This window comes from Undibacterium parvum (assembly GCF_003955735.1).
Classification (GTDB): domain Bacteria; phylum Pseudomonadota; class Gammaproteobacteria; order Burkholderiales; family Burkholderiaceae_D; genus Undibacterium; species Undibacterium parvum.
This window is the reverse complement of sequence record NZ_CP034464.1, coordinates 2,562,011-2,576,041: the sequence shown is the minus strand read 5'-3', so window position 1 is coordinate 2,576,041 and position 14,031 is coordinate 2,562,011. Positions and strand designations below refer to the sequence as shown.

Here is a 14,031-nt window from a genome sequence, read left to right as displayed (position 1 = left end):
AAATCAACAAAAACCTTAACTATTCAGTGAATGTAAACACATCAAAACCTCTCAACACAGAGACACGGAGACACAGAGAAGGACTAGGAATTTTTCCGTTTTTCCTCTGTGTCTCTGTGCCTCCTGTGAGAGGTTTTTGGATTTTTTTGATGTTCACCGCCGCTGAGTAGTTCGCAAAATACATAGCCACAATAGGAATCAATTCATGAACTTTAAACACACTCCGCTAGCTTTCGCATTGCTTGCCGCTTTCACTCAAATGGCCTACGCCGCCGAACCGCAAGTCTTGGAAGAAATGGTGGTGTCGGGCTCGCGCAGCGCCACTAAACTATCGGAAACCCCGGTCGCGATTGGTGTGGTCAAGGAAGAAATTTTGAAGCGCGATAAGCCTAAAACTATGGGCGAGGTCATCAACAGGGTCGCCGGGGTGTACTGGAACGATCTCGGCAATGAGCAGCACAGCATGAGCATACGCCAGCCTATCAGCACCAACGCGGTGTATCAGTATCTGGAAGACGGCATTCCTATCCGCCCTTTGGGCGTGTTCAACCATAATTCTTTAAACGAGATGAATCTGGCTGGCAGCGAAAGCGTGGAAGTGGTCAAGGGTGCGGCCTCATCGCTGTACGGCAGCAATGCGGTCGGCGGCGCAGTCAATTTTATGACGGCGCGCCCTTCGGCCACGCCTTACGCCAGCATCAGTGCGCGCTATGACGACACTGCCGGATACAAGCGCGTCGACAGCATCGCCAGCAATACCTGGGGCGATCTTGGCCTGCGTTTTTCCCAATACAGCTCACGCCGCACTGCTGACAACTGGCAGCAATACAGCAAGGGCGATAAAGACTCAGTTTCGCTGCGCGGCGACTTTGCCTTGAGCGACTCGGCGATCTTGCGCGCCACCCTAGTGCATACCGATCTGGATGCGGCCATGACCGGCGGTCTGAATGAAACCGACTACCAAAATACACCGGGAAAAAGCATCAATAGTTTTACCTATCGCAAGGACAAAACTACGCGTGCCAATCTGGCCTGGGAAGCGGAAACCGTCAAGAACGGTCTGACTACCGTCACCCTGTTTTCGCGTAAAAATGACCATGGCCAGATCCCTAGCTACACCCTGGTCGGCTGCAGCGCCAAGGCCAAACTTTGCCAGGGTACAGAAAATAATAGCCATGTCGATTCGTTAGGCCTGGACGCCAAACATCAGCAAGAGTTTGACTGGCTCGCTTCGCGCCTGATCGCCGGTGTGTATCTGGACAAGAGCGACAATCCTTACTACAGCAATAATCTGAGCGTGCTGCGCGACCCCGTCACCGGCATGAATCTGAGCTATAGCAACGCCAATGCCAGTAACCCAAAGGGCGTGCGTAACTACCAGGCCGACATCAACAACACCGCTTTTTTTACTCAATGGGAATTTAGCCCGTTGCCAAAAGCCCGGGTAGTAGTCGGTGCCCGCGCCGACGCCATCAGTTACGATTACACGAATAATCTGTCACCGGCAGGCAGTGCCAATTTTGGCGCGGCGAATGAATCGCGCAGCTTTTCGCATGTCAGCCCTAAGCTAGGCGCCACCTATGCGCTAGGCAAAGACAGCAGCGTCTACAGCAATCTGAGCCAGGGTTTTACCCCGCCCGAAGTGAGCCAGCTGTACGGCAAGACCGGCGTTCCGGATCTGAGCCCTGCGACCTATAACAACTATGAGCTGGGCTTGCGCATGGCGTTTCTGGACGGTGCCTTAAAGCTCGATACAGCGGTTTACCGACTGGACGGACGCGACACCATCGTCAGCTACACCATCGCCCAGGGCAATAGCGAAAACCGCAATGCCGGCCGCACCCGCAGCCAGGGTTTAGAGCTGGGTCTGAACTACGATGCAGGCATGTTCGATGCGCGCCTGGCGACCACGCTGGCTAGCCATAAGTACGAAAAATATCAGGTCTCCGGCAGTATCGATTACAGCGGCAAGCAAATGCCGCAAGCGCCTAGCGATATCACGAGCGCAGAGCTAGGCTACAAACCTGTCAGCGGTGCGCGCATCGCGTTGGAAGTCGTGCATCAAGGTGAGTACTGGATGAACAACGCGAATACCGTGCGTTATGCCGGCCATACCTTGCTCAATTTGCGCGGTAGCTATCTGCTCGCCAAAGGCTGGGAAGTATGGCTGCAAGCGCGCAATCTGGCTGACACGCGCTACGCCGACTCGGCATCCAGCTCATACTCCGGCACCGGTGCTTATGTGCCCGATACGCAGAACTCCTACACGCCAGGCGCACCGCGTAGCGTGATGCTGGGCGTGACGTATGCGTATGGCGGTAAATAATTTTGAAGAAAAATATAAACACTAACGACTCGCTTATGAAAACTTATCTGAGCAACTTAGCACGCTTAACAGGCTGCATGGCAATCGCCGGCTTGATGTTAACGACACTGCCGGCGCTGGCCCATCACAACGCGCCGGCGGTTGCCGACAAAGCCGCCGCCCCCTACTCCGGCAGCGCTTTTGCCCCTGACGGCGCACTGTGGAGTGTGCAACTGAACGCACAGGGCCATCTGGCCCTGCACATCAGTGGGGACAACGGCCGCAGCTGGCTGCCGGAACGCGTACTCGACACTGGTGACGATCACATCAAGACCAGCGGCGAGAGTCCGCCTAAAATCGCCTTCGGTCCGAATGGCATCGTCATCATCATCTATGCGCAACCGCTGGCGAAAAAATTTACCGGCGAGATCCGCATGCTGCGCTCCACCGATGGTGGTGCCCACTTCGCCGCGCCGGTGACCTTGCATCAAGACCGACAGGTGATCAGCCACAGTTATGCCGTGATCGCCTTTGACGCCAAAGGTGCTTTGCATACGGTCTGGATAGATTCGCGCGACAAGGCAGCTGTCACAAACGCCAATGAAGCGGCAGAAAAAACCGGACTAGCCAAGACTGATTACCGCGGCGTATCGCTATATCGCAATGTCTCGTTCGATGGCGGTGCCAGCTTTGGCCCGGATACCAAGCTGTCCGACTATAGTTGCGAATGCTGCCGTATCGCCTTTGCACCGACTGCCAACGGCCAGATCGCGGCGCTGTGGCGGCATCTGACGCTACCGAATATCCGCGATCACGCCTTCACCATTCTGAGCACAGAAACGCCAGCGGCCACGGCTACGCCCTTAGCCGAACCGGTACGTGCCAGCTACGATAACTGGGCGATAGACGGCTGCCCGCACCATGGCCCGGCCCTGACGACTTCCGCTGCCGGTGGCTATCATGCGGTGTGGTTTGGCGACCGGGCTGGCGTGGCGCAGGTGCGCTACGGCAAGCTCGATCAGGCTGGCAATCCAGTCGGCGCTGTGCAGGTACTGCCCGACGCCAAGGCCGAACACGCCGATATTCTCAGTAGCGGCAGCAAGCTGGCCATCGTCTGGCGCAGCTACGATGGCACAAAGATGAACCTGAAAGCCTGGATCTCGGACGACGACGGCCAGCATTTTAAGCTCAGTGAAATCGCCAGCAGCAAACTCGAGAGCGATTATCCGCAACTACTCAGCAAGGGCGGAAAAATCTACGTGATCTGGAACACCACAGGGAAACGCCATGTTGAAATCCTTTAAGTTCTGCGCAGCCTTGCTGCTGCTCGCCAGCACAGTGATTAACGCTCCGGCGCTGGCTGCCGCCAAACAGATAGAAAATTTTGACGCGCACAGTTGGCACCGTTTTCAGAAAGACTTACCGCGCCCGGCGGCAGTAGTGTTTTCCACCACCGATTGCAGCCATTGCCCGGCCATCATCGCCGCGCTTGGCGAGCAACTCAAAAACCGAAAACCTCAGGTGCCTTTAGTGGTGGTGGTAATGGATGGCGAAGACCAGCCGGGCTTGCTGCAAGAACCGCACTACAGCCCGGCCAGCCGCCTGTTCGTGTTCAAAGGCCAGAGCGCAGCACTGCAATATTCTATCAACCCGAGCTGGCGCGGCATCACACCCTACGTCGCTCTGCTGCCGAAAAACGGCGAGACTAAATTAGTGTTGGGCAAGCCATCCGCAGCGGAGCTGGAAAGCTGGCTGAGCAGCGGCCAAAAACACTAAAGTGTAAGGTTTTAGAATGGCATAGCCCCAAGGCGCATATTCCATGCGGGCTGCAGGCCAGGCAGGCTGGAAACCCGCATGGAATATGTGCGAGCGGCCTGCTGTGTGGTAAATTTACCTGAAATTAGCTGACAAGCTAAACAACGAGCGCAGCACCCATCCGCATCAACAATGAAAACGAAAACATCATGAAAAAATTACTCGTCACACCGCTACTAGCCCTCTGTTTCAGCACTGCCGCGCAGGCACAGGTGAGCGTCAAAGACGCCTGGGTCAGAGCCACCGTACCGCAGCAAAAAGTCACAGGTGCCTTCTTGCAAATCACCTCTGTCAAAGAGATGCGCCTGGTAGCGATCAGTTCGCCAGTGGCCGCCAGCGCGGAATTGCACAAGATGGAAATGGACGGCGATGTCATGAAAATGCGCGCCATCGATGAGCTGGCTCTACCTGCCGGAAAAATGCAGGAACTTAAACCAGGCAGCTATCACATCATGCTGATGAATTTGAAAGCGCCAGTCAAAGAAGGCGAGCTGGTGCCACTCACTCTGGTGGTAGAAGGCAAGGACAGAAAACGTGAAAGCATACAAGTACAAGCCATCGCGAAATCCATCAATCAGGCTGCAGCACCAGCCATGCATCACTGATCGCGGGTATTGAGCTTAGTCACTCAGACCTAGCGCTGCTGCTAAAAGCCATGGCTGATGGCCTGGTTCGGCGATCGGCAGCGCACTATTTTTAGTGCGGCAGTCGGCCTTTGTTGAGTTAGAATTACCGCTCGAAGCGGCAAAAAATGTGCTTTTCGCCCCTTCTGCCGCGGCGGCTTTTGTCAGCTCAGCTGAGTCAGCTTAGTTTCGCAAACCAAGTAAAGGGAGTAGGCGAGATGGCGAGATCACTAGTCTCAGACTCCATTCGAACCCGCATTGTGCTCTTGGTTCTGGCGATCGCATTGCCGATTTTAACCATGCTGATTTGGTTTTTTATTTTAGATCTCAGGCACACCCGGGAGCATGCGGATGCAAAAGTCAAACTACTAGCCGACAACACTGCGCAAATTCTGAATGACTATCTGCTAGAACGCGAACGGGTTTTGCTCAGTTTGGCTGCGCGCCCTATGCTCAGAAGTATGGATGCTAAACACTGTGACCCCATCATCTCGGATTACCTCGCACTCAACCCAAGCTACTCCACTTTAGTCGTGCTCGATCTGAACGCACATCCCATCTGTTCGGTCTCGCAGTATCAGCCCAAGACCGACAGCTTAGCGCTTAGCCAGTTTTTTTCGGCTGCGCTGCGCCAGGAAGTTTTCTCCGCCTCAGCTGCGATTTTTGAGCGCGGCAGCGGACGTTGGATAAGCGCCCTGGCGCAACCTATACGCAATCAATCTGGCAGCAAGATAGGCTTACTCAGGCTGGCGCTCGACTTACAAAAACTCAGTGATGATGTGTTCAGATCGGTTCCAAACGAGGCCCTAGTAACGGTCACCGATCAAGACAGACTGATTTTACTGCGTTCGCAGCAAGCCAGCTCCTTCATAGGCAAACCATCAGCAACGTCCGCTGGGCTATCAGTCGATATGCGTGAGGGTTTTGTGTCGATTAAAGGTCTCGATGGTATCAATCGCAGAACGGCATTTGTGACGCTCGCCGGGCTCAACTGGCGGGTCAGCGCGGGGCTGCCAGAACATGAATTATTGGCCGATTTTCGCCGCACTCTTTGGCGCAGCCTTGCGGTCGGCATTGCCACTCTAGGAGTGGCGATCGCTTTGGCCTGGCGTATCGGGATTGCCATCATTCGCCCAATTAGCGAACTGGCCACGACCGTCAACCGAATCAGCAATGGCGACCGCAGCGCGCGCACCAAGCTAGCGGGATCGAGCGAGGTTGCCATGGTCGGACGAGAATTTAATCGCATGTTAGATATCTTTGAACAACAGGCAGTCGCTCTCAAGAGTGGCGAACAAAATCTGGCGATCACTCTGCAATCTATCGGTGACGCCGTGATTGCCACCGACGCCGCGGGCCAGATCACGCGCATGAATCCAACCGCAGAGCGCTTGACCGGCTGGCCGCTGAGTGAAGCGCTAGGACTACCCTTGTCGGAAGTATTTCAAATCATTGATGCGCATACTCGTTTGCCTGGTTTGCCTCCGGTAACTAGAGTCATGCATAGCGGTGCCACCATAGAAATGCCGGAGGATACCGTACTGCTGGCGCGCGATGGGCGGGAATATCACATCGCAGACAGTGCCGCACCGATACGAGACCGCAGCGAGCAAATTGTCGGCGTGGTCTTGGTATTTAGCGATATAACCGAAAGGCATAGGATAGCCGCCGAAAAAATGCTGAGTGTCGCGCAAATGGAACAAGCTTTTGATGCTTCGCCTATAGGCATGGCACTGATCTCATTAGATGGCCATTTCCTTAGAGTCAATCCCGAGCTATGCCAGATGCTGGGCTGGACTGTGGCTGATTTACTGCACTGCAGCATCCAGAGCATCGCCAGTCCGGCAGACCTGGCCACCGACCTGCAATTCATGGCTGACATGGTCGAGGGAAAACGTTCTTCTTTCCAGTTGGAAAAACGCTATTTGCACAAGGACGGGCATGAGGTCTGGGCGCAATTGAATGTCTCCCTGGTGCGAGAGATAAACAGAACGCCTATCCATTTCGTCGCGCAGATACAAAACATCAGCGAACGCAAACAGACCCAGGACGCGCTGCAGGCTTCTTTGGCGGAAAAAGTTGGCTTACTCCATGAAGTGCATCACAGAGTTAAAAATAATTTACAAGTCATCACTAGCCTGTTGCGTCTTGAAAGGGCACGTTGCACTGAAGCTGAAACCCAGACCGTACTCAATGACATCATAGGACGGGTGCGCGCGATGTCCTTGCTGCATGAGTCCCTGTATCGTTCTGGAATTTTCGCCTCGGTCGATCTACGAAATTACCTCAAAGAGTTGTGTAATCAGGCGTTTCGTGCGCTGGCGCCAAAAAATGCAGTAATTCACCTTGAATTAGACTTAGACAGTGTCAAAGTAAGCATGGATCAGGCTAGTCCCTGTGGTTTGCTGGTGAATGAATTACTCTCAAATAGTCTGAAACATGGCTTTCCAGATGGGCGCAATGGTCTAATCAGGATCCGATTGCAGCATCTATCAGGCAGCCAAGAAATTTTGTTGCAAGTGAGCGACAACGGCGTCGGGCTGCCAGCCGATTTCGATATCAAAATGAACTCATCGTTGGGCTTGCAACTGGTAAGTGATTTAACCCGGCAAATTAAAGGCCGTTTAGAGATAGGTCATTCCCAAGAAAACAGGCAAACTGCCTTATTTAGTATAAGCTTTACTGCAGATCTGCCCAATTCTTGAGTTTCCCTTTTTTTCTAAAAACAGACCATGTTGACTGCGGCCATTAAACCCAAAATACTAGTCGTGGAGGACGAAAATATTGTTGCGCGTGACATTGCGCAGCAATTATCAGAACTAGGCTACGATCCCGTAGGCATCACGGATCTCGGTGAACAGGCAATCATATTAACAAAACAACTGCGTCCGGATCTGATCTTAATGGACATACAGTTAGCCGGAGAAATAGACGGCATCAGTGCCGCCCAGGTGATCCGTACTCAATATGGCACGCCCGTGGTGTTTTTAACCGCATTCTCGGCCGATGACACGCTGGCGCGCGCCAAGCTCGTAGAACCATTTGGCTATATCCTCAAGCCCTTTTCTGAGCGTGAACTGCGCACGGTTCTGGAAATGGCGCTGTATCGGTATCAGGCAGAACATCAATTACGCATCAGTACCGCGCTTAACCGCAGTATCCTCGATTCGGTAAAAGCAGAAATTGCAGTGCTCGACAGCGAAGGCGTGATCATCGATGTCAATCAGGCATGGCGCCGATTTAGTCTGAAGAATCGCCCCCCTCATAGTGAACATCTGCAAGACATAGGCTGTCGTTACGAATGCCTAAGCTCGGCCGACTCGAATATGCGCTTTGCAGAAGAAACTGTAAGCCAGGCGCGGGCGGGCATACAGGCGGTATTGGATGGGCGCTTGCCTAGCTTTGAGCTGGAATACGCGGGTGTAGCGGAGCATAGACAATCGTGGTTTAGCCTGAGTGTCACGCCACTAGGCGGACATCGACAAGGCGCCGTCGTTTCACATACCGATGTCAGTGAACGCGTGCTCGCCGAGCTAGAGTTGCGCAAGCTTTCGCAAGTCGTTGAGCAAAGCCCGGAAGCCATCATTATCACCGACATCGAGGGGAAGATCGAATACGTCAACTCTACATTTTTACGCAATTCAGGATATAGTCGCGCCGAAACCCTAGGTAAAAAACCCTGGATGCAAGCACAGCTGTATGCCAGTATGCAGGCCGCAATAGCACGTGGTGCCTCGTGGACCGGCGAATTGCACAACCGCCGTAAGGACGGTAGCAAGTATATCGAACATGCCATAGTAACGCCCTTGCGCCAAGCCGATGGCAGCATCACACATCTGGTTTCCCTACAAGAGGATATTACCTCCAAAAAAAGGTTGGCCGATGAGCTTGAACGACATCGTTTTCATCTGGAAGAACTGGTAGAAAGTCGCACCCGTGAATTGGCAATCGCGCGCCAGCAAGCCGATAGTGCGAATCGCGCCAAGAGCCGCTTTCTAGCAAATATGAGCCACGAAATCCGTACCCCTATGAATGCCATCATAGGCATGAATTTTTTACTCAGGCAGAGTACGCTCACCCCGGATCAAGCTGCCAGACTGGACAAGATCAGTTCGGCCAGTGAGCATTTGATGGCGATCATCGACGACATACTCGATTTGTCCAAAATCGAGGCTGGCCAACTGCAACTTGAGCACACCGATTTTGATCTGCTGGCTGTTATCGATAACGTCCACAGCATCATAGGACAAGCAGCGCGCAACAAGGGCGTCACTATCGTCATAGAAAGCGACATGGTTCCGCGTTTCCTCAAGGGTGACCCGACTCGCCTGCGTCAGTGTCTACTCAACTATGCGAGTAATGCAGTGAAATTTACTGAGCGCGGATCGATTTGCATACAGACCGCATTACTACAAGAAAACGACGACGATCTATTGCTGCGTTTTAGCGTCAAAGATGGCGGTATTGGTATTGCGCCAGACAAAATAGCTAAACTATTTCAACCTTTCGAGCAGGCCGATGCATCGACCACGCGCAAATACGGTGGTACCGGCTTAGGGCTCGCTATCACTAGCCGTCTGGCACAATTGATGGGGGGCTCGGTAGGGGTAGAGAGTAGCCCTGATATCGGCAGCCATTTTTGGTTTACGGCACGTCTGCAACGTAGCCAAAACATCGTTGCGCAAAACTATGTGAATGATCATCTGACCGATGCGCAAACATTGATAACGCAGTTGTATAGCGGACGTCCCATTTTGCTCGTCGAAGACGATATGTTTAACCGCGAAATTGCATTGGAGCTTTTATCCGATACCGGTTTGCTAGTCACCAGCGCCGAAAATGGCTTGGAAGCATTGCAAACCGCGCAGGCGGCTCAGTATGCATTGATTTTGATGGATATGCAGATGCCGGTGATGGATGGTTTGGATGCGACCCGCGCCATTCGTCAACTAGCGGGCTACGCCAATACCCCCATCATCGCGATGACCGCCAATGCATTCAACGAAGATAAAATCGCCTGCACAGAGGCCGGCATGAACGATTTCCTATCCAAACCGGTAGACCCGCCACTCTTGTATTCGGTCATACTAAAATGGCTAAAGCTTAAAAACTAAGCCTATAAAAAAACCAGATACACGCTAGTCTGTGGCAGCACTATTAGTCTATTTTTTCTGCATAAATCGGGCTACACTAACAGTGTAATTTTGGTATTTAAAAATGCGTGCAGAGTACTTTCCCAAATTAGCCGCTATTCGCCACGATGAAATGCAAAACATCCAATTCTAGGAGTCGCCATGAAACCTATAATTCCCCGTTTTCTGATTACTCTCATCTCCGCAAGCATGTTTAATTATGCCTATGCGCTAGAAAAAAGCACAGAAGCCGAAGCCATCGCTTTGATCCAAAAAGCCCAGGAATATCTGAAAAAAAATGGCATGGAAAAATCCATACAAGAATTTAATCGTCTCGACAGTCCGTTTAATAGCCTCAGTGAGATGAACAAAAAAGGCGACCTGTATCTGTTTTCGGTGGACTCCAAAGGCTATCAGGCTATCCATGGAAAAAACCCTAAAATTCCAGGCAAGGTGATGCTCGATATGCGCGACAGCGACGGTGTTTACATCATCAAAGATTTAATCAAAGCCTGCATGGAAAGCAAGGATGGCAAAGGCTGGACCCAGTATCGCTGGCCTAATCCTGTGAGCAAAGAAGTAGAAGTAAAACGCGGCTACATAGAGAAAGTAGCAGGCGTGGATATGTGTCTGGGTACTGGGATTTATAAATAGTTGCTTAAGCACACACCGCATTAGTCAGCAATTTTAAGCACATTAGTTTAGGATTTACACAAAATTGTTCCAGCCAGGCGTAGCGCCGAAGACAGTACTTTTGTATGGCAAGGCGGATACAAGGACGCTGGGGCGGTTTTGCGTAAGTCCTAATTAGAGAAAATCGAAAGATCCCTGCATGCAGCCAGCGGCCACACCTATCCGACCTCGCCTAGTCGGCCAGACTTTTTTACTGCTGGCCAGCATCGCGATTGCCGCCATCATCGCCCAAGCCTGGTGGGCCATCCAGCAAGACCGCCGCATCACGCTAGAATCAGAACACGAAAACGCTTTGATTGCAGTGCGCTTATTAGAAGAGCACGCCACCCTTACCTTGCACGAGGCAGAGCGTAGCCTCGATATACTACTCAATGCCATCCATGAAGAAGCTAGACAAAAACCCATAGACGACGCCCTGATACGTACGGTATTGACCAAGGCTCAGCCGTTTAATCAAGTCATGAAGGCACTGCAATACGTTAACCCGCAAGGAATAGCCTCGGTCAGCACTATCGATTACCCGGCCTATCAGACAGATGCCGATGACAGAACCTATATCCCGTATTTGCTGGCACATCGAGAGGACAGAAAGATCATGCTAGGCCGACCATTTCAGCGTTTTTATGACGCTGAAATGGTGGTGCCTATCGCCCGTAACATTTTCGCGCAAGACGGGCGCTATCTGGGCATCATCAGCACCGACATCAGTGTTGCCTATTTTAGTAGCGTATATGCCAGAGTCGCGAAAGATAGCAAGGCGATGGTGGCCTTGTTTTCTGAGCAGGGTAATGTGATCGTGCGCTTCCCTTTCGAGCTCAAAGCAGCTGGAAAAAACCTCGCTGCCGCTGCAAGCATCAAACCATTCCAACCGCAAGCGCTAGAAGGGCATTTCGAAGATAAGCACTTTCTGGGCGAGGAAAGCGACGCGACTAGGTTCTACACCTTTAGAAAAATTGCTGATTACGGCATCGTCGCTGTGTTCGCACGTGAACGCGACCTGAGCTTGGCCGCATGGCGTCAGCGCAGCGCGGAACGCATGGTGTTTTCGGTGGTCGCAATCTTATTTCTCAGTTTAAGCTTGTTTTTCCTGTGGAAGCATATACGCCGACTCAATCACACCGAAGAATCGCTACGCCTGTCCGAGGCATCCTTACGCGCCAGCGAAAAAAAATTCGTCGATTTATTTGAACAGTCGCCGGTACCTTTGGCCTTAGTCAAATTAAGTGACGGCATCATCGTAGAAATGAACGATAGCTTACTCACTCAATGGGGTTTTAGCAGGCAAGAAGTGATAGGAAAAACCGCCCTGCAATTGAAGGTCTGGGAAACCCCGTCCGAACGCATAGGCTATATCAATAGCTTGCACGCACAAGGTCATGTGCATGAATTAGAAGTGCGTCTCTGCAATAAACGGGGCGAAGTGGCGACTTGTCTTTTGTCCTCCCGAGTGTTTAACTCCGATGGCGTAGCGATGATCATTTTCACGCCGATAGACATCTCGCGCATGCGTGCCATCGAAGATCAAATCCGCCATCTCAATGCCGATCTGGAGGCGAGGGTCAGTGAAAGAACCGAAAGTTTGGAACACGCCAACCAAGATTTAGAGATCGCCCTAAAATCCATGAAGAACATGCAAGCCGAGATGTTTCGCTCAGAAAAAATGGCGGCGCTCGGTTATCTGGTAGCTGGTATCTCGCACGAACTCAATACCCCTATCGGCAATAGCCTGATGGTGGCTAGTACTCTTAAAGAGCATGCCGAAAATCTGGCCAGCGAATTGGGCAGTGGCAAACCGCGTCGCACGATCTTAAATGAGCTGATCGCAGAAACAAAAAAGGGCGCCGATATTTTAGTGCGTAGTCTGGAGCGCGCCGCACAACTGATCATCAGTTTCAAACAAGTCTCAGTCGACCAGTCCAGCAACCACCGACGCGGTTTTGACTTAGGCAAATCATTGGAAGAAGTTTTGCTGACCTTAGAACCTATGTACCGTCGCAGCGCGCACAAGCTCACACGCGATCTGCAAGCGGGCATACAGATGGAAAGCTACCCAGGCGCGCTGGCACAAATTGTGACCAATGCCATCAGCAATGCGCTTAACCATGCCTTTGAAAACCAAGAGCAAGGGCTGATGCAACTGAGTACTTGCCTCATCGATCAGGGTCAAGTCGAAATCATCTTCAGCGATAACGGCTGTGGCATCTCTCCAGAAAATCTGAAGCGCGTCTTCGATCCCTTCTTCACCACCAAACTAGGACAAGGCGGATCGGGACTAGGGATGAACATCGTCTACAACCTGATCACCGAAGTGTTAGGCGGAACAGTTGAATTACACAGCGAACCTGGTAAGGGCACCAGTCTGATCATGCGCCTACCTTTGATTGCCCCGCAACACGAGGACGAATAAGCATCTCTGGTCAGAGTTGCCGGTTTTTTAAAGACCAGCCTGCCAAGGCCCATATTCCATGCGCCTTAGCGAGCAACATGGCCTGTAGCCCGCATGGAATATGCGTCCTGGGCTAGGCACTATTTGAAATCACGCGCTGCGCTTGTTCTGCGCCAGAAGCTTACTCGAACTGTTTTTGAAACTGCTCGAATTGCAGTGTCAGACTGTCTAACTGGCTGCGCAGGCTTTGTACTTCCTGCTCTAAAGCACCGATTCTGTCGCGCTGCGGCGTTGCTCCCGCGCTGGCATTAAAGCTGGCGGCACTCTCGGCTTGCTCTAAGGCTTCTGCTCCGGACAGCAGATGGGCGTAGCGTGCTTCTTTATTGCCAGGCGCGCGCGCCAGTCGGGCGACGAAAGGCGGATACTTATCCATCAAAAAATCCAGACTCGCTTCCAGTGCTTGCACTGTCGCAAATTCGTGCAGGCGACCGGCGCGGCTGCGGATCTCGCCAGCCGTTTGCGGGCCGCGCAGCATCAAGATGGTGAGTGCGGCCAAGCGGTCTTGTTCCAACATCCATTTGATACGCATGCGATGTTCATACTTGACCACACGCGCACCGGCCTGGTTGATGACGCCAACCAGTTTTTTTTGTGCCAGACGATCGAGCACTTCTAGCACTGCGCTTTCTGACAGCGACATCACAGGATCGCGGCTAGTTAGCTGATTACAGCCATTCACCAAGGCATTGAGTGACATAGGATAATTGTCGGGCGTGGTGGCTTCTTTCTCTGCCAGCACAGCCAACACTCTAATTTCGAAGGCATCGAGCAAATTGGCCTGATCACTAGCGCTGAGTGCAACAGCTGTATTTTCCAGTGCTTTTTCAGCGGTATTTTCTGTGTTCATATTGATTCCATAGGAGACGAATGCTGACGGTGACGGCGAGAGCCGGGCGCAGCATAACAGTGAACATAGTGGCATTCTACCCATTTTAGCCCTTGCCCATGCGAATTCCTCAGCGCCGCACACTGGTAGCGCTGCCAAGAATTTATACAGACATATTGGTTCACGACCAG

Annotated in this window: 9 protein-coding genes; 8 read left to right on the top strand and 1 reads right to left on the bottom strand. The window is 52.3% G+C overall.

Annotation, left to right across the window (positions count from 1 at the left end; genetic code table 11):
• Positions 1 to 205: 205 nt before the first annotated feature.
• The 8 genes from EJN92_RS11225 to EJN92_RS11190 all read left to right on the top strand — a co-directional run bounded on the left by EJN92_RS11225 (position 206) and on the right by EJN92_RS11190 (position 12,975).
• On the top strand, positions 206 to 2,326 hold the full coding sequence (locus EJN92_RS11225; protein ID WP_227869516.1) for a TonB-dependent receptor family protein: 2,121 nt from the start codon (positions 206 to 208) through the stop codon (positions 2,324 to 2,326).
• Positions 2,327 to 2,361: 35 nt separating this feature from the next.
• Positions 2,362 to 3,609: a hypothetical protein gene (locus EJN92_RS11220; protein WP_126127905.1), complete on the top strand. Its 1,248-nt coding sequence runs from the start codon at positions 2,362 to 2,364 to the stop codon at positions 3,607 to 3,609.
• Positions 3,593 to 4,081 carry a hypothetical protein gene (locus tag EJN92_RS11215; RefSeq protein WP_126127904.1) on the top strand — a complete coding sequence of 163 codons (489 nt, stop codon included), beginning with the start codon at positions 3,593 to 3,595 and terminating at the stop codon, positions 4,079 to 4,081. The genes EJN92_RS11220 and EJN92_RS11215 overlap by 17 nt, the downstream gene beginning before the upstream one ends.
• A gap of 188 nt (positions 4,082 to 4,269) precedes the next feature.
• The gene (locus tag EJN92_RS11210) at positions 4,270 to 4,725 is read left to right on the top strand and encodes a copper chaperone PCu(A)C (protein WP_126127903.1); all 456 of its coding nucleotides are present in this window, start codon (positions 4,270 to 4,272) and stop codon (positions 4,723 to 4,725) included.
• Positions 4,726 to 4,961: 236 nt separating this feature from the next.
• Positions 4,962 to 7,448: a PAS domain S-box protein gene (locus EJN92_RS11205; protein WP_170174896.1), complete on the top strand. Its 2,487-nt coding sequence runs from the start codon at positions 4,962 to 4,964 to the stop codon at positions 7,446 to 7,448.
• A 27-nt stretch (positions 7,449 to 7,475) separates the two neighbouring features.
• On the top strand, positions 7,476 to 9,857 hold the full coding sequence (locus EJN92_RS11200) for a response regulator (RefSeq protein WP_126127901.1): 2,382 nt from the start codon (positions 7,476 to 7,478) through the stop codon (positions 9,855 to 9,857).
• Positions 9,858 to 10,037: 180 nt separating this feature from the next.
• Entirely contained in the window at positions 10,038 to 10,529 is a 492-nt protein-coding gene (locus EJN92_RS11195) for a cache domain-containing protein (RefSeq protein WP_126127900.1), read from the top strand.
• Between the two features lie 178 nt (positions 10,530 to 10,707).
• Positions 10,708 to 12,975 carry an ATP-binding protein gene (locus EJN92_RS11190; protein WP_126127899.1) on the top strand — a complete coding sequence of 756 codons (2,268 nt, stop codon included), beginning with the start codon at positions 10,708 to 10,710 and terminating at the stop codon, positions 12,973 to 12,975.
• Positions 12,976 to 13,135: 160 nt separating this feature from the next.
• Here EJN92_RS11190 and EJN92_RS11185 read toward each other — a convergent pair whose 3' ends face one another.
• Positions 13,136 to 13,861, bottom strand: coding sequence for a YceH family protein (locus tag EJN92_RS11185; protein ID WP_126127898.1), 726 nt, complete (start codon positions 13,859 to 13,861; stop codon positions 13,136 to 13,138).
• Positions 13,862 to 14,031 lie beyond the last annotated feature (170 nt).

Coding starts and splice junctions, on each gene's coding strand:
- EJN92_RS11225 (WP_227869516.1), top strand. CDS start 206: ATGAACTTTAAACACACTCCGCTAGCTTTCGCATTGCTTGCCGCTTTC.
- EJN92_RS11205 (WP_170174896.1), top strand. CDS start 4,962: ATGGCGAGATCACTAGTCTCAGACTCCATTCGAACCCGCATTGTGCTC.
- EJN92_RS11195 (WP_126127900.1), top strand. CDS start 10,038: ATGAAACCTATAATTCCCCGTTTTCTGATTACTCTCATCTCCGCAAGC.
- EJN92_RS11215 (WP_126127904.1), top strand. CDS start 3,593: ATGTTGAAATCCTTTAAGTTCTGCGCAGCCTTGCTGCTGCTCGCCAGC.
- EJN92_RS11200 (WP_126127901.1), top strand. CDS start 7,476: ATGTTGACTGCGGCCATTAAACCCAAAATACTAGTCGTGGAGGACGAA.
- EJN92_RS11210 (WP_126127903.1), top strand. CDS start 4,270: ATGAAAAAATTACTCGTCACACCGCTACTAGCCCTCTGTTTCAGCACT.
- EJN92_RS11190 (WP_126127899.1), top strand. CDS start 10,708: ATGCAGCCAGCGGCCACACCTATCCGACCTCGCCTAGTCGGCCAGACT.
- EJN92_RS11185 (WP_126127898.1), bottom strand. CDS start 13,861: ATGAACACAGAAAATACCGCTGAAAAAGCACTGGAAAATACAGCTGTT.
- EJN92_RS11220 (WP_126127905.1), top strand. CDS start 2,362: ATGAAAACTTATCTGAGCAACTTAGCACGCTTAACAGGCTGCATGGCA.